Here is an 18,507-nt window from a genome sequence, read left to right on the forward strand (position 1 = left end):
GCTCATGCAACCCGGAGCGTATTTGGACTTAGCACAGGTTACCCTGTACGTATTTTGGATCTTCTTCGCCGGCTTGCTCTTCTATCTTCGCCGCGAAGACAAGCGCGAGGGCTATCCGCTGGTCGCCGATGCAGGCAGCGGTACCCGGCTCGCGAAGATCGGCGTTCCGGCTCCGCCGGATCCGAAGACCTACCTGCTGCGCGGCGGTGCCACCAAGACCGTGCCGTCGACCAGCAACGACCGCCCGAACGTGGCGCTCGCTCCGACCGCGCCGTGGCCGGGTTCGCCGTTCGTCCCGACCGGCAACCCGTTCGCCGATGGCGTCGGGCCGGGCTCGTACGCGCAGCGTGCCGATGTGCCGGAGCTCGGCCTCGACAACCTGCCGATCATCGCGCCCCTGCGGGCCGCCAAGGGCATGTTCCTCGATCCGCGTGACCCGAACCCGGTCGGTTTCCCGGTGGTCGGCTGTGACGGCCAGGTCGGCGGCACAGTGACCGAAGTCTGGGTCGACCGCGCTGAAGTGCTCGCCCGCTATCTCGAAGTCGAAGTCGCCAAGACCAAGAAGAAGGTGCTGCTGCCGGTGCCGTTCGCGCTGATCAACAGCCCGGTCGGCAAGGTCTCGGTCGACGCGATCCGCGGCGATCAGTTCGCAGGCGTGCCTGCGCTGGCCAAGGCCGATCAAGTCACCAAGCTCGAGGAAGACAAGGTCTGTGCGTATTACGGCGCCGGCACGCTCTACGCCACGCCGCTGCGTCAGGAGCCCATCGTATGACCGACTCCCCCAGCCAGTTTCGTGAGCTTCCGTCGCCACTGCCGGAGGGAGAGCGCGTTCTCTGGCAGGGGAAGCCGACCTTCAAGGGTCTGGCGTTCCGGACCTTCCACATGCGGGCCGTGGCGATCTATTTCGTCCTGCTGATCGTGTGGAAGGCCTGGTCGAACTGGTCGCACGGTCAATCAATCGGAGAAGCGTCGGCGTCCGCGGCGACGCTTCTCGTTCCGGCGTTCGGCGGCCTCGCGCTGCTGACGCTACTCACCTATCTGTTCCGCCGCGCGAGCTGCTACACCATCACCTCCAAGCGCGTGCTACTGCAGACCGGTGTGGCGCTGCCGATCACGCTGAACATCCCGCTCAGCAAGATCGCCAATGCGGATGTCAACGTCCTTCGCGATGGCAGCGGCGATATTCCGCTGCGCATCATCGATAGCAAACGGACGTCCTATGTCCTGCTGTGGCCGCACATCCGGCCGTGGCGCCTGCGCGAGCCCGAGCCGATGCTGACGTCGATCCCCGACGTCGCCAAGGTGGCAGCCACCCTCACCGAAGCGGTCAAGGCACAGCTCGATCCCGCCGCAGTCTCTCTTGTTCAAACGGCTACCAGCGGACCGTCCCAAGGCCCGTTGTCCAATCCGGCGGCGCCTGCCGTCGCTTGAACCGGAGATCGATATGAGTGAGGCCGCCGAAAATTTCTCCGTCCCCAAGGGCGCGTTGATCGGCGCCGCCGCGATCGTACTGTTTGCGATCGGCGCCGGTGCGACCGTCCGCCTGACCGGCTACGGACATTCTCACATGACGCCGCCGGCCGTCGTGGAGAGCGTCGACTTGACGTTCGAAGATAGTCCCGACGGGCTGGTCAACATCTATCGTGCGAGCGATCACAGCCTGGTTCGTTCGATTCACCCGGGCGAATCCGGCTTCGTTCGCGTGGCGATGCGCGGGCTGGCGCGCGAGCGGATGCTCGCTGGCGTCGGCGCGGCGCCGCCTTTCGTGCTCGCCCGCCACAGCAACGGCCAGTACACGCTGACCGACACGGCCACCCGCAAGGTGCTCGACCTCAACGCTTTCGGTGCGGACAACCTCCGCGCCTTCTCCCAGCTGATGCCCGGCCCGACGGTCGGGACAGCCAACGACAAACAAACCAACGACAAGCACAAGGACGGCTCGCAATGAGCACGTTCGGGATCGGGAAACGCACAAGCTTCGACGTCCCCTGCACGGTGGAAATCGAGCAGACGTCGGAAACTCTCCATGCCCACGTGATCCTCGATGGCGACATCGAGATCGGCCCCGGCGACGAAGTGATGGTCCACGACGCGCCGACCCACGTCGAATTCGGCGAACGGCTGGTCGTTCGCCGCACCGCGACGGTGGTGCGGGCCGGCTGGCTCGACAAGATCCGCGCGCGGCTGGAAGGTTATCGCGAACTGACCGAACTCTACGAAGTCAGCTTCTCAGATGGGAGGGTTTCATGATTCCAATGGAGGGTGGCGCGCAGGGCGCGCTTCGACCGACGTCTCGGCCCGCGATCAAGGGCAGCGTCGACAGCCTCAACATCGCCAAAGAGGACACCATCCTGACGCCGCGGTTCTACACCACGGATTACGCGGCGATGGACAAGCTCGACGTCACGCTGGTGCGGTCCGAATGGAACGCGATGATGAACGAGCTGCGTGCCGACTACAACAAGTCGCACTTCAAGAAGACCGATGAGTTTCTCGAAAGCAGCCTCGACAAGCTGCCGCCGGAACTGCGCGCCGAGTTCAAGGACTTCCTGGTCTCGTCGCTGACCGCAGAGTTCTCCGGCTGCGTGCTGTACGCCGAGATCAAGAAGCGGATCAAGAATCCCGAAATCCGCGAACTGTTCGGCCTGCTCAGCCGCGACGAAGCGCGGCACGCCGGCTTCATCAACGAAATCCTCAAGGATCACGGCATCGGCGTCGATCTGTCGTTCCTGACCAAGGTAAAAAAGTACACTTACTTCCGGCCGAAGTTCATCTTCTACGCGACCTATCTGTCGGAGAAGATCGGCTACGCCCGCTACATCACGATCTACCGCCAGATGGAGCGGCATCCGGAGCGTCGCTTCCATCCGATCTTCAAATGGTTCGAGCGCTGGTGCAACGACGAGTTCCGCCACGGCGAGGCGTTCGCGCTGCTGATGCGCGCCGATCCGTCGCTGCTGTCCGGCGTCAACAAGCTGTGGATCCGTTTCTTCCTGCTCGCGGTGTTCGCCACGATGTATGTGCGCGACCACATGCGCCCCGCGTTCTACGAGGCGCTCGGCGTCGACGCCACCGATTACGGCATGCAGGTGTTCCGCATCACCACCGAGATCTCCAAGCAGGTCTTTCCGGTGATGATTAATCTCGACGATCCGCGTTTCCTCGCCAATTTGGAGCGCCTCCGGAAAGCCGCGGACAAGATCGCCGAAACCCGCAGCCAGGGTTTCGTCGGCCGGCTGAAGCGGCCGTTCTATGCGTTGTCGGCCGCCGTTGCTTTCGGCCGGCTGTTCTTGCTGCCGGCAAAACGCAACGAACTGCCCCGCGTCATCGGCCTGCGGCCGGCGTGGTGAGGAGACTGGCGCGATGGTGTCCTATCTCGGTCCACCGATCTTCGCGGCCTTCGTCTGGTGGTTCTCCACCGGCGCGGTGCTGCTGCTGGTCGGCAGCGTCGGCCGCTCGGAGCTGCTTCGGGCGGTCTGCGCGGGCGGGATGGTCACGATCGCGCTGTGCGGCCTGTCGGTCACCGCGAACGACACCAGCGTCGGCGCGGCCTATATGGCGTTCAGTTGCATCATCTTCCTGTGGGGCGCCCAGGAGATCGCGTTTCTCTCGGGCTGGCTGACCGGGCCTCGCGCCGAGCCGTGCCCGCCAGACGCGAAGGGCTTCGCGCGCTTCAGCTACGCGCTGCAGGCGATCATCTATCACGAGATCTGCCTGCTCGCTTGCGGCGCGGTGGTGGTCTGGGTCACCCTCGGCGCCGAGAACGAGGTCGGCCGCTGGACCTATCTGGCGCTGTGGGTGCTGCGGCAGAGCGCCAAGATCAATCTGTTTCTTGGCGTGCCCGTCACCAATGACGAGCTGATGCCGGACGCCGTTCAGTTCCTGAAGACCTATTTCGCGCGCAAACCGGTCAGCGCTTTTTTCCCCATCTCGGTAACTGCGGCGACGGCAGTGCTGGTGGTGATGATCCAGCGCATCGTCGAAGTCGCGGATACGCCGTTCGAAGTGGTCGGCCTGACGCTGGTATCGACTTTGTTCGCACTTGGCGTCGTCGAGCATTGGTTCATGCTGCTACCGCTGCCTGCCATCACACTTTGGAGCTGGGGCATTCGTCCAGGTTTCTCGCCGGAGAGCATCATCATGGAACAGAATCCGTCCACCATCGCCGCTGCGTCCGTGCATGCCGCGCCGACGCAGATTTCAGAGACGCCGGCCGGCGCCGAGGCCCGGACCGCTGCCGGACCGCAGCTGGTGGTCGTTCCGACCGCCCGTAACGACGAAGCGCCGAAGGCGCGGTCGAGCTGTGCCCGCCAGCGCCTCGAAGATCAATTCCGTCAGACTTTCCTCGAACAGCATCCGCGCAGCGGACTGGCCTCGGCCCGGGTCGGCATCGCTGCCGAGCCGGCCGCAACGATCAACGGGAGGACGTCATGAACTACGAAGCCTATTTCCGCAGGCAGCTCGAAGGCCTCCATCGTGAAGGCCGGTATCGCGTCTTCGCCGATCTCGAACGCCATGCCGGCGCTTTCCCGCGCGCCACGCACTACAAGCCGGACGGCACCGGCGAAGTCACGGTGTGGTGCTCAAACGACTATCTCGGCATGGGCCAGCACCCGGCGGTGCTGAAGGCGATGCACGAAGCGCTCGACAGCTGCGGCGCCGGTGCCGGCGGCACCCGCAACATCGCAGGCACGAATCACTACCACGTTCTGCTCGAGCAGGAACTCGCCGCGCTGCACGTCAAAGAATCCGCGCTGCTGTTCACCTCCGGCTACGTCTCGAACTGGGCCTCGCTATCGACGCTGGCGTCGCGAATGCCGGGATGCGTGATTCTGTCGGACGAGCTCAATCACGCGTCGATGATCGAAGGCATCCGCCACAGCCGCAGCGAAACCCGCATTTTCGCCCACAACGACCCGCGCGACCTCGAGCGCAAGCTCGCCGATCTCGACCCGCATGCGCCGAAGCTGGTGGCGTTCGAATCGGTCTACTCGATGGACGGCGACATCGCGCCGATCGCCGAGATCTGCGACGTCGCCGACGCGGCCAACGCGATGACCTATCTGGACGAAGTCCACGGCGTCGGCCTGTACGGCCCGAACGGCGGCGGCATTGCCGACCGCGAGGGGCTCAGCCATCGCCTGACCATCATCGAAGGCACGCTGGCCAAGGCGTTCGGCGTGGTCGGCGGCTATATCGCCGGCTCGGCCGCGGTGTGCGATTTCGTCCGCAGCTTCGCATCCGGCTTCATCTTCTCGACCTCGCCGCCGCCTGCAGTCGCAGCTGGCGCGCTGGCCAGCATCCGGCATCTGCGCGCCAGCTCGGTCGAGCGCGAGCGTCACCAGGATCGCGTGGCGCGACTGCGCGCCCGCCTCGATCAGGCCGGCGTCGCCCACATGGCGAACCCGAGCCACATCGTGCCGGTGATGGTCGGCGATGCCACCCTGTGCAAGCAGATCAGCGACGAGCTGATCAGCCGCTACGGCATCTATGTGCAGCCGATCAACTACCCGACGGTGCCGCGCGGCACTGAGCGCCTGCGTATCACCCCGTCGCCCCAGCACACCGACGCCGACATCGAGCATCTGGTGCAAGCCCTCAGCGAAATCTGGGCGCGGGTCGGGTTGGCTAAGGCCGCCTGAGCCCCCTCAGCGCGGTCGCTGGACGGTCGCAATCGAGCCAGAACTGCAACGCGCGCCGCGAGGCGCGCGTTGGGCGTTTTTCGTCATTGCGCGGAGTACCCGGATCGGCACTCCGCGCCGCCCGCGTACAGGCTCCGTGACGATGCAGTCCACCGCCGTATACTGCGCAGCTGGATTGCTTCGCTGCGCTCGCAATGACGTGAGACGGAGATCGCTTCAGTGACGGCGCCGGGCGGTGCCGTCCATGCAAGACGTGGCGCCAGCACTGACGGACGTTGTCAGCCTCGCTTCCCTGCCGCGGTCGATGGCCGGGTCAGCCGCAGTCGTCGGTCGGTGCGCGGCAGAAAATGCGGGCCTTCGATCTTGAGGAAGTCGAGCATCGCCCGCGCCGGCGGCAGCAGGACTTTGTCGTTGCGCGTCACCACGAACCACTGCCGCACCACCGGCAGCCCGACCACGTCCAGGATCACCAGCCGCCGCTCGTCGAGCTCGGTCGCGACCGTGTGGGCCGACAGGAAGGCGATGCCGAGGCCGGCGATCACCGCCTGCTTGATGGTCTCGTTGCTGCCCATCTCCATGCCGATGGTCGGCCGGATGCCCGCATTGCCGAACAGCTGCTCCATCAGGCTCCGCGTGCCCGAGCCGGGCTCGCGGGTCAGAAACGTCTCGCCGGCGAGTTCGGTGAGCGCGATGTCGGATTTGCGCGCCAGCCGATGCGCGGTCGGCGCGATGATGACATGGGGGTGATCGCCGATCAGGTGGGTTTCGACCTCGATGTCGACCGGCGGCCGCCCCATGATGGCGATGTCGAGCTCGTAGCCGCGCAGCGCGGCGCCGATATCCTGGCGATTGCCGATGAATAGCCGCACGTCGATCTTCGGGTTCTGTTTCAGAAATCCCGAGATCGCGAACGGCACGAAGTACTTTGCCGTCGACACCGCGCCGATCGAGATGCGCCCCGCGGTTTTGCCAGCGATCATTTCCAACGAGGTGTCGCAGGCCGCGATCGCGGCCTCGATGCGTTCGCTGAGCGCCAACACCTCGAGGCCCGCGTCCGTGAGCTGCATGCCGTCGTTGCGACGCTGGATCAGTGGGACGCCCGCCAGAGCCTGCAGGTTGCGGAGCTGCAGCGTCACGGCCGGCTGAGTCAGATGCAGCTTGTTTGCCGCCGCCGTGATGCTGCCGGTCTCGGCCAGCGCCGCGAGCGCGCGGAGTTGGCGGATCGAGACGGTTCGAAATTGACGGCTCATCGAACGAATACTGCGTGCGGGGACTTTCGTGAAGTGTCGGCTATTCCCCCAAGGCGGTCAACATTGAACAGCGCGGCGAAGCATTCGCGCCGGCGCTAGCGGCAGGCCGGTCTGGTTTTGCAACCGGACTAGGTCGCCGGCCGTCGTGAGCCGGGATGGGGCGCCCGGAACGGCGGCCAGCTACTTACCAAGTCGCCTTGCATCACCCTCCACTCCGTCAGTCGACAAGGCGCTTCCGCGACGGGGGCGCGAGCTGCAAAACGCCAATACGTAGTTCATCGTAGCCTGACCTCGTACAAATTCAGGAAATGCATCGATTGCGACGTATCCCCGTTCAATGACGAGTAACAGGCCAAATGCCTTTGTTTCCGGGGAGAATCAGCCTCATTTAAACGGTATATTAGCGTGCAAACGATCAGAGTTCGCGTAGCAGATGTATTTCTCAAACTAATCGAATTGTTTCCATCGTGCCAACCGACAGCTTCGTTGCGGACAGGGGGCTTGCCTGTGAGGAGTCGTATTCTGCATATCGATGACGACCCGGCGATGTTGAAGATCGTCGCTGCAGTGCTCTCTGTCGATCCGACTCTCGAAACAAAAGGCTGCCTCTCCGGCGAAGAAGGTGTGCGCACCGCGGCTGAATGGCTTCCGGACCTGATCCTGAGTGACGTCTCGATGCCGGGAGTCGACGGCCTCGAATTGCTCGAACGCCTACGAAACCGGGCGAGTACCATGGGCATTCCCGTGGTCTTCACCACCTCCCGCAGCCGATTGGATCATATCGATCGGTTCGTCTCGCGCGGCGCCTCGGGCGTGATCGCCAAGCCGTTCAATCTGCGCGAACTCGTCAGTAGTGTCCGCGGATATCTCGATCTTGCCGCGGCAGATCAAGAGAAAGTGGAGCCTCCGGATATCGCAATCGGCCGTCGGCTCGACGACGACCGAGCTGCTCTTTGCGAGCTACGGCGCACGTTCGCTGCGGGAGACACGGCGACGTCGATGCGCGAACTCGTGCACAAGCTCGTCGGCGTCGCGGGGCTCTACGGATACGAGGCGATCAGCGAAGCGGCGGCCCGTCTGGAGCTGGAACTCCATGGCTTCGCTTGCGGCATTGCGGCCCGTGCCGACGTTCTGTGCCGTCTCGACGAACTGCTGGAGCAGCTCGATCAACACAAAGAGGGACGGCCGGCATGATCGCACAATCTGGAGAGAGCCGAATGGATGCGCGCAGAATTCTGATTGCGGATGACGACCCGGCGATTCTCGCAGCATTGTCGGCGCGCTGTCGAAAAATGGGGTTTCAGGTCGATACCGCGGCGAACGGCCTGCAGATGCTGCTGAAGGCGCGCAGGACCTCGCCGGATCTGATCATCGTCGACGTCAACATGCCTGAGCTGGATGGGCTCACAGCCTCGTTTCACCTGCTCGAACCGGGAGGGCCACCGGTTGACGTCATCGTGGTGACAGGCATCTCGAACCTCGAGACTCTGGAGCGCTGCGAGGCGATGGGGATGTTCTACGCGTGTAAGCGAACGGCGTTCTGGCATGACATCGGCCGTGCGCTCATCCAGATTTTCCCGCAGATGGCCGAAGCGATTGCGGCCGAGACCGGGCCGCAGACAAAGACGTCCGTCGAAGTGCCGACCCGTCCTCGGGTGCTGGTCGTCGACGACGACGAGCAGATCGGCGAATTTCTCACCAGCCGACTGAGAAAACTCGGCATCGAAGTTCTATATGCGCCCAACGCGGCGCGGGCGGTGCGGCTGGCGGCGGGGCAATATCCGAGCGTGGTCGTGACGGACTATCACATGCCGGAAGGCGACGCCGGCTTTCTGATCACCCGGCTGCGCAGCAACCCGGCCACCGCGCAGACTCCGGTGATCGTCCTCAGCGGCAGAGACATCGACGAGCCGACCGAAAAGCTGCTGAAGCGCGACGTGCTGGGCTATCCCGGTGCCATCGGCATCTTCAAGAAGTCGTTCGACGTCAGCGGATTGTTCGAGACCATTCAGCATTATTGCTGCCCGGGTCCCAGGATGGAGTCGGTCGTCGAGGACAGGTCGCAGCCGTGATCCGACTGGACCCTACAAAACGCAAGTTCGAGGGCGCTCCGATGCCGAGCCGGCGACTGCCGGAGCGCAGAGGCGGGCGCTCCGTCGCACGTCTTGGCGGCGTGGCCGTCATCGTTGCGTTGAGCGTCGTGGCAGGCCGGGTCGCTTCGGAAGACGCGCCGTCGTGGGAGACGTTCGGCAGCTGGGCGCTGGACATTCCGTGGTGGATCCTCGGCAGTTCGCTGGCCGTCGGTCTGCTGATCGCCGGGCTGATCGAGCTGCATGTGACCCGGCTCGAGCGTCGCGATGTGCGAATGCGTCATTACGCGCATCTGGCCGCGATCGTCGAAAGCTCCAATTATGCGATCGTCGGCAAGGGGATGGACGGCGCTGTTCTGAGCTGGAACAAGGCGGCCGAGCGGTTGTTCGGCTATACCGCCGAACAGGCGATCGGCCGCAATGCGAGCGACCTCATCGTGCCGGAGGATCTGCGGGAGGAGGAGCAGCAGATTCTCGCCGGTATCCGAGGCGGGACATCCTTCGCCTATCTCTGGACCAAGCGGAAGAAGGCGAGCGGCGATCTGGTCGACGTCGCTCTGAGCATTTCGCCGGTCAGAGCCGACGACGGCACGTTGATCGGGCTGGCGGCCTCTGCGCGGGACATTACCGATCTGGTCCAGGCCGAGCGGGAAATTCACAATCTCAACGCCTCGCTCGAGCGGCAGGTCGCCGAGCGAACGGCGCAGCTCGAAAAGACGCTGACGCTGCAGACCGCCATCCTCGAACGCGCGGCCTATGCGGTGATCGCCACCGACGTTTCAGGCACGATCACGTTGTTCAACCCGGCCGCCGAACGGATGCTGGGCTACAGGGCGGAGGAACTGATCGGGCGGGCGACGGCGATGCTGTTTCACGATCCGGACGAACTCGCCGAACGAGCCGAGGCGATGAGGAAGGAGGGCGTCTATGTCGCCTCCAATCTCGGTGTTCTTCGCGCGCGGCTCGCCCGAAGCGATCCGGACACGGCCGTCTGGACCTACATCGACAGATACGGCAACCGCATCCCCACGCGGCTGACGCTCAGCCTGCTGCGCACGAAAGACGGCACCAATCTCGGGGTTCTGGGGATTGCTGTCGACCTGACGGAGCAGCTCAAATACGAGAACGAGCTCAAGGCCGCGCGCGCAAGCGCGGAGCAAGCCAGCGCCGCCAAAGCCGATTTCCTGGCGAATATGAGCCATGAAATCCGCACCCCATTGAACGGCATCATCGGCTATGCGGATCTCGTGCTCGAAGATCAGACGCTGGCTCCGGACACGCGCCGACAGGTGTCTCGTATCTTCGAGGCCAGCGACTCGCTGCGCGTGATCATCGACGACATTCTCGACTTCTCGAAGATCGAGGCCTGCGGCATCAAGCTGGAGAGTAAGCCGCTCTACCTCGAGGAGCTTATCGCCAATTGCGCCTCCATCATCGAGCCCAAGGCGGATGAGAAGGGCCTTCAATTGATCGCAACGGCGCGCGCGACGCCGTCGGTGCTGATCGGAGATGCCGCGCGGCTGCGTCAGGTGTTGCTGAATCTGATGAACAACGCGGTGAAGTTCACCGCGACCGGCTCGGTCGAGCTGGTCGTGTCCTGCTTGTCGCGCGCCGGCAACATTGCCCGGCTGCGGATTGCAGTGACCGACACCGGCATCGGCATTTCCGAGGAGGAGCAGAAGGGACTGTTCAGGCGATTCAGCCAGGCCGACGAGACGATCTCACGGAAATACGGCGGCACGGGTCTCGGTCTGGCGATCTCGCAACGCATCGTGCACGCGATGCAGGGGGAACTGAAGATCGAGAGCAAGCCGGGCGTCGGCAGTACCTTCTATTTCGACATCGATCTGCCGGTCGCCGACCAGATGGATATCGACCGGCACGATGCGCCGGTGGCGTGCAGCCGGAGTGCGCGGATTCTCGTCGTCGACGACGTCGAGATGAACCGCGATCTTTGCCAAACGATGCTCGGCAGGGCCGGACACGAAGTCGATCTGGCGGACAGCGGCAGCAGGGCGATCGCGATGACCGGCAGCCGCACTTACGACCTCATCTTTATGGACGTCCAGATGGGCGAGATGGACGGCTTGGAAGCGACCCGGCGCATCCGCGCGCTGGGCGATGGCCGCAGCGTGGTGCCGATCATCGCGCTCACGGCGAACGTGCTTCCCGAACAGGTCGCGCGCTACAAGGCTGCCGGGATGGACGATCATCTCGGCAAGCCGATCAATCGGGCCGAACTGCTCGCCTGCGTCGCCCGCTGGATCGACGGAGCGATCACGGATGTCCCATCGGCACCATTGGCACCCACCGGCGTCGAGGTGGCGCTGCCGGTGTGCGATCAGGATGCGCTCGACGATCTCCGGCTGTTTGCAAACGAGCAGGTGATCGCCGGCTTTGCGGCGCAGCTCTCCGAGACGATCGCCTGCATCAGGGCCCAATGGCCTCGCGATATCGACGCCAGCCGCGTCGATCACGAGGCGGCCGATCAGACGGCACGAGAGGCGCTCGGCGCCATCGCCCACAAGGCGATATCGCTGGCCGGGCAGCTCGGCTTCAGTCAGCTCGCGGAGGCTTGCCGCCGGATGGAGACGGCCAGTTGTGGTCGCGCGCAGGACTTCGCCGACGCTCACACCGCGCTCCACGCTGCGATCGACAATGCGCTGGTCGAACTCGAAGCTCTCCAGGAAATCGCCTGAGTCCAGGTTATAAGATTTACTTTGACGATATCGAAGATAATGAAATTTCTCTTATTATTGCCGTTGTGATCAAAGTCCCTCCGAACGCATTTGCGATGCCGACTGGATCTGCGGCGGCCATCTCGCCAGCCTCCGAACGGCGTCCGACCAACCTGCGGCCCTTCGCCCGTTAGGCTTTCAAGGAGGACGACATGAACGAGTCAGTCACCATCCGCGGCAAGGACCGCTATCGGTCCGGCGTGATGGAATACAAGAAGATGGGCTATTGGGAGCCCGACTACGAGCCGAAGGACACCGACGTCATCGCGCTGTTCCGGGTCACGCCGCAGGACGGCGTCGATCCGATCGAAGCCTGCGCGGCGGTCGCCGGAGAAAGCTCGACCGCGACCTGGACGGTGGTGTGGACCGACCGGCTGACCGCGGCCGAGAAATATCGCGCCAAGTGCTATCGTGTCGATCCGGTGCCGAACGGCCCCGGCCAGTACTTCGCCTACATCGCGTACGATCTCGATCTGTTCGAGCCGGGCTCGATCGCCAACCTCACCGCGTCGATCATCGGCAACGTGTTCGGCTTCAAGCCGCTCAAGGCGCTGCGCCTCGAGGACATGCGGCTGCCGATCGCTTATGTGAAGACCTTCCAGGGCCCGGCGACCGGCATCGTGGTCGAGCGCGAGCGCATGGACAAGTTCGGCCGGCCGCTGCTCGGCGCCACCGTCAAGCCGAAGCTCGGCCTGTCGGGCCGCAACTACGGCCGCGTCGTCTACGAAGCGCTCAAGGGCGGGCTCGACTTCACCAAGGACGACGAGAACATCAACTCGCAGCCGTTCATGCATTGGCGCGAACGCTTCCAGTACTGCATGGAGGCGGTCAACAAGGCGCAGGCGGCGAGCGGCGAGATCAAGGGCACCTATCTCAACGTCACCGCGGCGACCATGGAGGACATGTACGAGCGTGCCGAGTTCGCCAAGGAGATCGGGTCGATCATCGTGATGATCGACCTGGTGATCGGCTACACGGCGATCCAGTCGATGGCCAAGTGGGCGCGCAAGAACGACATGATCCTGCATCTGCACCGCGCCGGTCACTCGACCTATACGCGGCAGCGCAATCACGGCGTGTCGTTCCGCGTGATCGCCAAGTGGATGCGGCTGGCTGGCGTCGACCACATCCATGCCGGTACCGTGGTCGGCAAGCTCGAAGGCGATCCGGCGACCACCAAGGGCTACTACGACATCTGTCGCGATGATTACAATCCGATGAAGTTGGAGAACGGCGTGTTCTTCGAGCAGCATTGGGCCAGCCTCAACAAGCTGATGCCGGTGGCGTCGGGCGGCATTCACGCCGGCCAGATGCACCAGCTGCTCGACCTGCTCGGCGAAGACGTCGTGCTGCAGTTCGGCGGCGGCACCATCGGCCATCCGATGGGCATCGCGGCCGGCGCCACCGCCAACCGAGTCGCGCTGGAGGCGATGATCCTCGCCCGCAACGAAGGTCGCGACTACGTGCACGAAGGCCCGGAAATTCTCGCCAAGGCGGCGCAGACCTGCACGCCGCTGAAGGCCGCGCTCGACACCTGGAAGAACGTGACCTTCAACTACGAATCCACCGATACCCCCGACTACGCGCCGACTCCGTCGGTGTCGGTCTAACAACCTCAACAGACGCCGGCCGATCGGCCTTGACGCGTCATTGCGAGGAGCGAAGCGACGAAGCAATCCAGAGGCCTAGTGCACTGCGCTGGATTGCTTCGCTTCGCTCGCAATGACGGAGGCTTTCGGTGCACGGCGAAAATCAAGGAGCCATTTCCATGAGACTGACACAAGGCTGTTTCTCGTTCCTGCCCGATCTCACCGACGAGCAGATCTCCGCACAGGTGCAATATGCGCTCGGCAAGGGCTGGGCTGTGAACCTCGAATTCACCGATGACCCGCATCCCCGCAATACTTATTGGGAGATGTGGGGCCTGCCGATGTTCGACCTGCAGGACGCCGCCGGCGTGATGATGGAATTGAACGAATGCCGCAAGGTTTACGGCGACCGCTACATCCGGCTGTCGGCGTTCGACTCCAGCCACGGCTGGGAGTCGGTGCGGCTGTCGTTCATCGTCAACCGGCCGAAGGACGAGCCCGGCTTCCGGCTCGATCGTCAGGAGGTCGACGGCCGCAACATGCGCTACACCACGCGCGCCTATTCGGCCGACAAGCCTGAAGGCCGTCGCTACGGAGGCTGATCGTGGACACGACGACTCCCGCAGCCAGCAACGAGAGCGACGCGCCGCCGGAGCGCGTCGACCTCCGCGCCGAGTTCGATGCCGTCGGCATTGGCGAGGTGCTGGATCAGCTCGATCGCGAGCTGATCGGGCTGAAGCCGGTGAAGACCCGCATCCGCGAGATCGCGGCGCTGCTATTGGTCGAACGCCTGCGCAAGCGGATGGGGCTCGCCACCGGCAATCCGACGCTGCACATGTCGTTCACCGGCAACCCCGGCACCGGCAAGACCACGGTGGCGCTGCGCATCGCCTCGATCCTGCACAAGCTCGGCTTCGTGCGCCGCGGCCACGTCGTCTCGGTGACGCGCGACGAACTGGTCGGCCAATATATCGGCCACACCGCGCCGAAGACCAAGGAAGTGCTGAAGAAGGCGATGGGCGGCGTGCTGTTCATCGACGAGGCCTACTATCTGTATCGTCCCGAGAACGAACGCGACTACGGCCAGGAGGCGATCGAGATCCTGCTGCAGGTGATGGAGAACCAGCGCGACGATCTGGTGGTGATCCTGGCTGGTTATGCCGACCGGATGGAGAAGTTCTTCGCGTCCAATCCCGGCTTCCGCTCGCGCATCGCCCACCACATCGACTTCCCCGACTACACCGATGGCGAGCTGCTCGGCATCGCCGAGGGGATGTTGAGCGAACAGAACTATCGCTTTGACGCGGACGCGAAGGCCGCGTTCGAACGCTACATCGCGGTGCGCAAGACCCAGCCTTTGTTCGCCAACGCCCGCTCGATCCGCAATGCGCTGGACCGCATCCGCCTCCGCCAAGCCAACCGCCTGATCGCCGACCTCGACCGCTCGCTGAGCGCCGAGGATATCATGACGATTGAGGCCGGCGACGTACTGGCGAGCCGAGTGTTCGGCAAGGAAGGGTAGAATCCGGATCCATGGATAGCGAAGCCAGGTCGTGTGAGGCCGTTCCCGAAGCGCGGGCAGTGGTGCTCATGGAGATCAGGGCTAGTGCGGAATCGACACATGGTTCGGTCAATTCGCTGATCACGGCTTCCGGCCGGCGTTCATCGCGAGGTCTGCTACCATCTGAGGGTGCCGTAGATAGCCCCGCCGGCGGGGCAGCCTGCATGATCGAGTCGGATTTGAAGGTCGCTTTCAAGAAACTCGACACCGCGCGAATACGCGGCACGAACTGCAGATCGGTGTGGACATTGATCCAGACGTCTCGCGACGTCCACATTCGGTCGTGCAGCACCGGCACTAGATCGTCGCGATCCTTGGCGGCGAAGCTCGGTAGCAAGACCAGGCCGAGACCGCCGGCGGCGGCGTTCATCTGCGCAATCATGCTGTTGGAGTGAAAACTGACAGTAGGATTCTTGATGATGTCGTCCAGCCATCGAATCGAGTCGAGCTGGATGAGATCGTCGATGTAGGTGATGAACTGATGCCGAGCGAGATCCGTCGCCGACTGCGGTGTGCCGTGCTGATCGAGATAGTCCTGTGAGGCGTAGAGACCCAGCTCGAAGCATCCGATGCGCTCCGAAACCATGCCCTGGCCACGGGGCCGGAAAAAGCTGAGGAAGAGGTCGGCCTCTCGGCGATTGACCCAAACGGTCTGCGGCGATGTCAACAACTCCACCGTCAGATTGGGATGCTGCCGGCGAAGCCGCGAGAAGCGCGCGGCTAGGTAGAGCGATGCAATGCCTTCCATCGTCGCTAGACGAACGCGCCCGGCCGTTCGGCTGCTGCCGCATTGCACGTCCTCGCGCATCGCGATGACTGCGCTCTCGATCCGTTCGGTATGGCACAGCAAGCGGTCGCCGACCTCTGTTACCCGTAGTCCGGACGGAAGTCGCTCGAATAGCGCGATGCCCAGCGCGCTCTCAAGATGCGCGATCTTACGGCTGATGGTGGATTGATCGACCTTCAGGCGTTTGGCCGCACTGCCGAGACTGCCGCCGCGGGCCGCATGCAAGAACACTTTGAGGTCGTCCCAGTCGAGCGAGTTGAAGTCTTTCATGGGGTGACATTGGCAAAAGCCGTGCCAGTGGACGCCGCCGAGACGCATTGTCGCTGCATGCAAGGCGGCTTGCAGGATTGCCTCTACCCGCCGCGATCAGAAGCGACCTAGCCTGTTGCAAACAAAGGACGATGACATGCTTCCTCGATTCAAGGCGGCCGCGGTCCACGCAGCACCGGTGTTTCTCGATAAGGCTGCGACTACAAAAAAGGCGCTGTGGCTCATCCGTGAGGCAGCCGCCCAAGGTGCTGCTCTGGTTGCATTCCCCGAGACTTTCATCCCTGCGTTTCCGATGTGGGCTGCCCTCTGGGCGCCAATCGACAACCACGACCTGTTCGTGCGGATGGCCGAACAGTCGGTGCTCGTCGATGGACCGGAGATCAAAGCCATTCGCGATGAAGCGCGAACTCTCGGCATCATCGTATCGATCGGGATCAGCGAGAAATCCTCGGCCAGCGTCGGCGGCATCTGGAACAGCAATCTGCTGATCGGCGAGGATGGAGAGATTCTCAATCACCACCGCAAGCTGGTGCCGACGTTCTATGAGAAATTGATCTGGAGCGGCGGCGACGGTGCCGGCCTGCGCGTGGTCGACACGCGGATCGGAAAAATCGGCCAGCTGATCTGCGGTGAGAACACCAACCCGTTGGCGCGCTATGCGCTGATGGCGCAGGGCGAGCAGTTTCATATCTCGAGCTGGCCGCCGATCTGGCCGACGCGGCGTCCTGCCGATGGTGTCAACTATCAGATCGCCACCGCGACGCGCATTCGCGCGAGTGCGCATTGCTTCGAGGCGAAGGTCTTCGGTTTGGCCACCGCCGGGATGCTCGACAAGGCTGCGCGCGACATGCTGGTGGCGCGCGATCCGTCGATCGCTGCGGTGCTCGACGGCACGCCGCGCGCGGCGACGTTCTTTTTGGATCCGACCGGCGAGCAGATTGGGGACGCGCTCTGCGAGGACGAGGGCATCCTGTATGCCGACATCGACCTCAACCAATGTGTCGAGCCGAAACAGTTTCACGACGTCGTCGGCTACTACAATCGCTTCGATATTTTCGAGCTCGCCGTCAATCGCCGACGCCTGGTGCCGGCGACCTTCAATCACGACGAGATGCCGGCCGCTGCCGACGGAGTCGAGGCGGATGCGGTCCGCGCACCGCAGGCCTCGCGGATCGGTTTCTAGCTTCCCTGGGCCCCTTTCCATAACCCTGTTCACCGCCAATGGTGGTGGTGATCGAACTCGATGAGGTTGTGACATGCAGTGTGATCGCAGGCAGCTTTTGCTCGGAGGAGTCGGCGCTGCAACCGGCCTGCTGCTACCAGGGCGTGGATTTGCTCAGTCGCCGGCGACCATCGGCACGTTCCCGGACGGGGTCTTCGCGGACTCGGTCTTCGTCGGCCTGACCATCCCGCTAACCGGTGTGTTCTCCGGCGACGGCAGCGATCTCAAGCTCGGCTACGATCTGGCCATCGCGCAGATCAATGCGGGCGGTGATATCGCCCAGAGCTGGGGACTCAAAGGGAAGGGCGTGCTCGGCCGGCAGATCCGCTACAAGATCTCGGACACCGAGGGCAAGCCGAACCTCGACGTGCAGAGCGCCACGCAGTTCATCCAACGCGACAAGGCCATCATGGTGGCTGGCTCGGTGTCGAGCTCGAGCGCGATCGCGCTCGAAGAACTCGGCTCGCGCGAGAAGGTGCTCTACATGGTCGGCATTGCCGGCTCCAACGACATCACCGGCAAGAACTGTCAGCGCTACGGCTTCCGTTCTCAGCAGAATGCCTATATGGCCGCCAAGGGCCTCGCGCCGGTCGTCGCCAAGGCGCTCGGCAAGAACATCAAGATGGCGTTCCTTGTGCCGGACTACAGCTACGGCCACAGCGTCTACGACAGCTTCTCCAAGTTTGCGACGGAGCAGGGCTGGAAGCAGGTCGCCAAGGAAGTGGTGCCGCTCGGGACAACCGACTACTCTTCGGCGCTGCTCAACATCGCCAACAGCGGCGCCGACGTATTCGTCAATATTGCCTTCGGCACCGACTCGGTCGCGTCGACCAAGCAGGCCGAGCAATTCGGCGTGCTCAAGCGCATGAAGCTCGTCGTGCCCAATCTGTCGTCCTTCCAGGACAAGGAGCTCGGCGCCGAGCTGATGCAGGGCGTCTACGGCAGCTGCGATTTCTGGTTCGGACTGCAGGACACCTTCCCGCTCGCCAAGACCTTCGTCGAGAGCTTCGTCGCACAGAACAAGTACCACCCGCGCTGGGGCGCCCATATCGGCTACATGCAGACCTATCTGTGGGCGTTGTCGATCGAGCGCGCCAACACCTTCAATCCGGTCGAAGTCATCAAGGTGATGGAAAGCTCCAAGTCGCAGCCTTATAACACGACGATCGGCAAGGTGTATTATCGCGCCGAAGATCATCAGATGGTTCGGCCGATCCCGATCCTGCGCGGCAAGAAGCCCGCGGAGATGAAGCACAAGGAAGACTTCTTCGACATCGTCGAGATCGTCGATGGTGAAAGCGTGATGAATTCACCCGACTTCTTCGGCTGTAAGCTCGGCCCCTACACCTGAGGATCGT

At 63.5% G+C, this 18,507-nt stretch carries 17 protein-coding genes; 15 read left to right on the plus strand and 2 right to left on the minus strand.

Annotated features, from left to right (window positions below; genetic code table 11):
- Positions 1–4: 4 nt before the first annotated feature.
- From puhA to hemA, 7 genes are read left to right on the plus strand one after another with little or no spacing between them, the layout of a single operon-like run.
- The gene (gene puhA, locus IP86_RS24170; protein WP_054164988.1) at positions 5–772 is read left to right on the plus strand and encodes a photosynthetic reaction center subunit H; all 768 of its coding nucleotides are present in this window, start codon (positions 5–7) and stop codon (positions 770–772) included.
- Entirely contained in the window at positions 769–1,431 is a 663-nt protein-coding gene (gene puhB / locus IP86_RS24175) for a photosynthetic complex putative assembly protein PuhB (protein WP_054164989.1), read from the plus strand. The genes puhA and puhB overlap by 4 nt, the downstream gene beginning before the upstream one ends.
- A gap of 13 nt (positions 1,432–1,444) precedes the next feature.
- Positions 1,445–1,948, plus strand: a complete 504-nt coding sequence (puhC, locus tag IP86_RS24180) for a photosynthetic complex assembly protein PuhC (protein ID WP_054164990.1) — start codon at positions 1,445–1,447, stop codon at positions 1,946–1,948.
- Positions 1,945–2,250 carry an O2-dependent cyclase accessory protein gene (locus tag IP86_RS24185; RefSeq protein ID WP_054164991.1) on the plus strand — a complete coding sequence of 102 codons (306 nt, stop codon included), beginning with the start codon at positions 1,945–1,947 and terminating at the stop codon, positions 2,248–2,250. Before puhC ends, IP86_RS24185 begins: the two co-directional genes overlap by 4 nt.
- Positions 2,247–3,350 (plus strand): magnesium-protoporphyrin IX monomethyl ester (oxidative) cyclase, encoded by a 1,104-nt coding sequence (gene acsF / locus IP86_RS24190; protein WP_054164992.1) that lies wholly within the window; start codon positions 2,247–2,249, stop codon positions 3,348–3,350. The genes IP86_RS24185 and acsF overlap by 4 nt, the downstream gene beginning before the upstream one ends.
- A gap of 13 nt (positions 3,351–3,363) precedes the next feature.
- Positions 3,364–4,434, plus strand: a complete 1,071-nt coding sequence (gene puhE / locus IP86_RS24195) for a putative photosynthetic complex assembly protein PuhE (protein WP_054164993.1) — start codon at positions 3,364–3,366, stop codon at positions 4,432–4,434.
- Positions 4,431–5,642: a 5-aminolevulinate synthase gene (gene hemA / locus IP86_RS24200; RefSeq protein WP_054164994.1), complete on the plus strand. Its 1,212-nt coding sequence runs from the start codon at positions 4,431–4,433 to the stop codon at positions 5,640–5,642. Before puhE ends, hemA begins: the two co-directional genes overlap by 4 nt.
- A 278-nt stretch (positions 5,643–5,920) precedes the next feature.
- Here the strand turns inward: hemA and IP86_RS24205 are convergent, their stop codons facing one another.
- Positions 5,921–6,892 carry a LysR family transcriptional regulator gene (locus tag IP86_RS24205; RefSeq protein ID WP_054164995.1) on the minus strand — a complete coding sequence of 324 codons (972 nt, stop codon included), beginning with the start codon at positions 6,890–6,892 and terminating at the stop codon, positions 5,921–5,923.
- A gap of 507 nt (positions 6,893–7,399) precedes the next feature.
- Here IP86_RS24205 and IP86_RS24210 point away from each other — a divergent pair.
- The 6 genes from IP86_RS24210 to cbbX all read left to right on the plus strand — a co-directional run bounded on the left by IP86_RS24210 (position 7,400) and on the right by cbbX (position 14,831).
- Positions 7,400–8,086 carry a response regulator gene (locus tag IP86_RS24210; RefSeq protein ID WP_054164996.1) on the plus strand — a complete coding sequence of 229 codons (687 nt, stop codon included), beginning with the start codon at positions 7,400–7,402 and terminating at the stop codon, positions 8,084–8,086.
- Between the two features lie 23 nt (positions 8,087–8,109).
- The gene (locus IP86_RS24215) at positions 8,110–8,964 is read left to right on the plus strand and encodes a response regulator (protein ID WP_054164997.1); all 855 of its coding nucleotides are present in this window, start codon (positions 8,110–8,112) and stop codon (positions 8,962–8,964) included.
- A gap of 101 nt (positions 8,965–9,065) precedes the next feature.
- Complete coding sequence (locus IP86_RS24220) at positions 9,066–11,681, plus strand: PAS domain-containing hybrid sensor histidine kinase/response regulator (RefSeq protein WP_245290725.1); 2,616 nt, start codon at positions 9,066–9,068, stop codon at positions 11,679–11,681.
- 191 nt (positions 11,682–11,872) lie between these two features.
- On the plus strand, positions 11,873–13,330 hold the full coding sequence (locus IP86_RS24225) for a form I ribulose bisphosphate carboxylase large subunit (protein WP_054164999.1): 1,458 nt from the start codon (positions 11,873–11,875) through the stop codon (positions 13,328–13,330).
- Positions 13,331–13,488: 158 nt separating this feature from the next.
- Positions 13,489–13,911, plus strand: coding sequence for a ribulose bisphosphate carboxylase small subunit (locus IP86_RS24230; protein WP_054165000.1), 423 nt, complete (start codon positions 13,489–13,491; stop codon positions 13,909–13,911).
- Between the two features lie 2 nt (positions 13,912–13,913).
- Positions 13,914–14,831, plus strand: coding sequence for a CbbX protein (gene cbbX / locus IP86_RS24235; RefSeq protein WP_054165001.1), 918 nt, complete (start codon positions 13,914–13,916; stop codon positions 14,829–14,831).
- Here cbbX and IP86_RS24240 read toward each other — a convergent pair.
- Entirely contained in the window at positions 14,773–15,927 is a 1,155-nt protein-coding gene (locus IP86_RS24240; RefSeq protein WP_245290726.1) for a LysR family transcriptional regulator, read from the minus strand. The genes cbbX and IP86_RS24240 overlap by 59 nt on opposite strands.
- A 136-nt stretch (positions 15,928–16,063) precedes the next feature.
- On the opposite strand from IP86_RS24240, the gene IP86_RS24245 reads away from it, so the two are divergent.
- Both IP86_RS24245 and IP86_RS24250 read left to right on the plus strand, forming a co-directional pair.
- The gene (locus tag IP86_RS24245; RefSeq protein ID WP_054165009.1) at positions 16,064–17,110 is read left to right on the plus strand and encodes a carbon-nitrogen hydrolase family protein; all 1,047 of its coding nucleotides are present in this window, start codon (positions 16,064–16,066) and stop codon (positions 17,108–17,110) included.
- 73 nt (positions 17,111–17,183) lie between these two features.
- Complete coding sequence (locus tag IP86_RS24250; RefSeq protein WP_054165002.1) at positions 17,184–18,500, plus strand: ABC transporter substrate-binding protein; 1,317 nt, start codon at positions 17,184–17,186, stop codon at positions 18,498–18,500.
- The last annotated feature ends 7 nt before the right edge of the window (positions 18,501–18,507 follow it).

The organism is Rhodopseudomonas sp. AAP120 (genome assembly GCF_001295845.1).
Lineage (GTDB): Bacteria > Pseudomonadota > Alphaproteobacteria > Rhizobiales > Xanthobacteraceae > Rhodopseudomonas.

Coding starts and splice junctions, on each gene's coding strand:
- acsF (WP_054164992.1), top strand. CDS start 2,247: ATGATTCCAATGGAGGGTGGCGCGCAGGGCGCGCTTCGACCGACGTCT.
- IP86_RS24215 (WP_054164997.1), top strand. CDS start 8,110: ATGGATGCGCGCAGAATTCTGATTGCGGATGACGACCCGGCGATTCTC.
- puhC (WP_054164990.1), top strand. CDS start 1,445: ATGAGTGAGGCCGCCGAAAATTTCTCCGTCCCCAAGGGCGCGTTGATC.
- IP86_RS24240 (WP_245290726.1), bottom strand. CDS start 15,927: ATGAAAGACTTCAACTCGCTCGACTGGGACGACCTCAAAGTGTTCTTG.
- IP86_RS24225 (WP_054164999.1), top strand. CDS start 11,873: ATGAACGAGTCAGTCACCATCCGCGGCAAGGACCGCTATCGGTCCGGC.
- IP86_RS24185 (WP_054164991.1), top strand. CDS start 1,945: ATGAGCACGTTCGGGATCGGGAAACGCACAAGCTTCGACGTCCCCTGC.
- hemA (WP_054164994.1), top strand. CDS start 4,431: ATGAACTACGAAGCCTATTTCCGCAGGCAGCTCGAAGGCCTCCATCGT.
- puhA (WP_054164988.1), top strand. CDS start 5: ATGCAACCCGGAGCGTATTTGGACTTAGCACAGGTTACCCTGTACGTA.
- IP86_RS24230 (WP_054165000.1), top strand. CDS start 13,489: ATGAGACTGACACAAGGCTGTTTCTCGTTCCTGCCCGATCTCACCGAC.
- IP86_RS24205 (WP_054164995.1), bottom strand. CDS start 6,892: ATGAGCCGTCAATTTCGAACCGTCTCGATCCGCCAACTCCGCGCGCTC.
- puhB (WP_054164989.1), top strand. CDS start 769: ATGACCGACTCCCCCAGCCAGTTTCGTGAGCTTCCGTCGCCACTGCCG.
- IP86_RS24245 (WP_054165009.1), top strand. CDS start 16,064: ATGCTTCCTCGATTCAAGGCGGCCGCGGTCCACGCAGCACCGGTGTTT.
- IP86_RS24250 (WP_054165002.1), top strand. CDS start 17,184: ATGCAGTGTGATCGCAGGCAGCTTTTGCTCGGAGGAGTCGGCGCTGCA.
- puhE (WP_054164993.1), top strand. CDS start 3,364: ATGGTGTCCTATCTCGGTCCACCGATCTTCGCGGCCTTCGTCTGGTGG.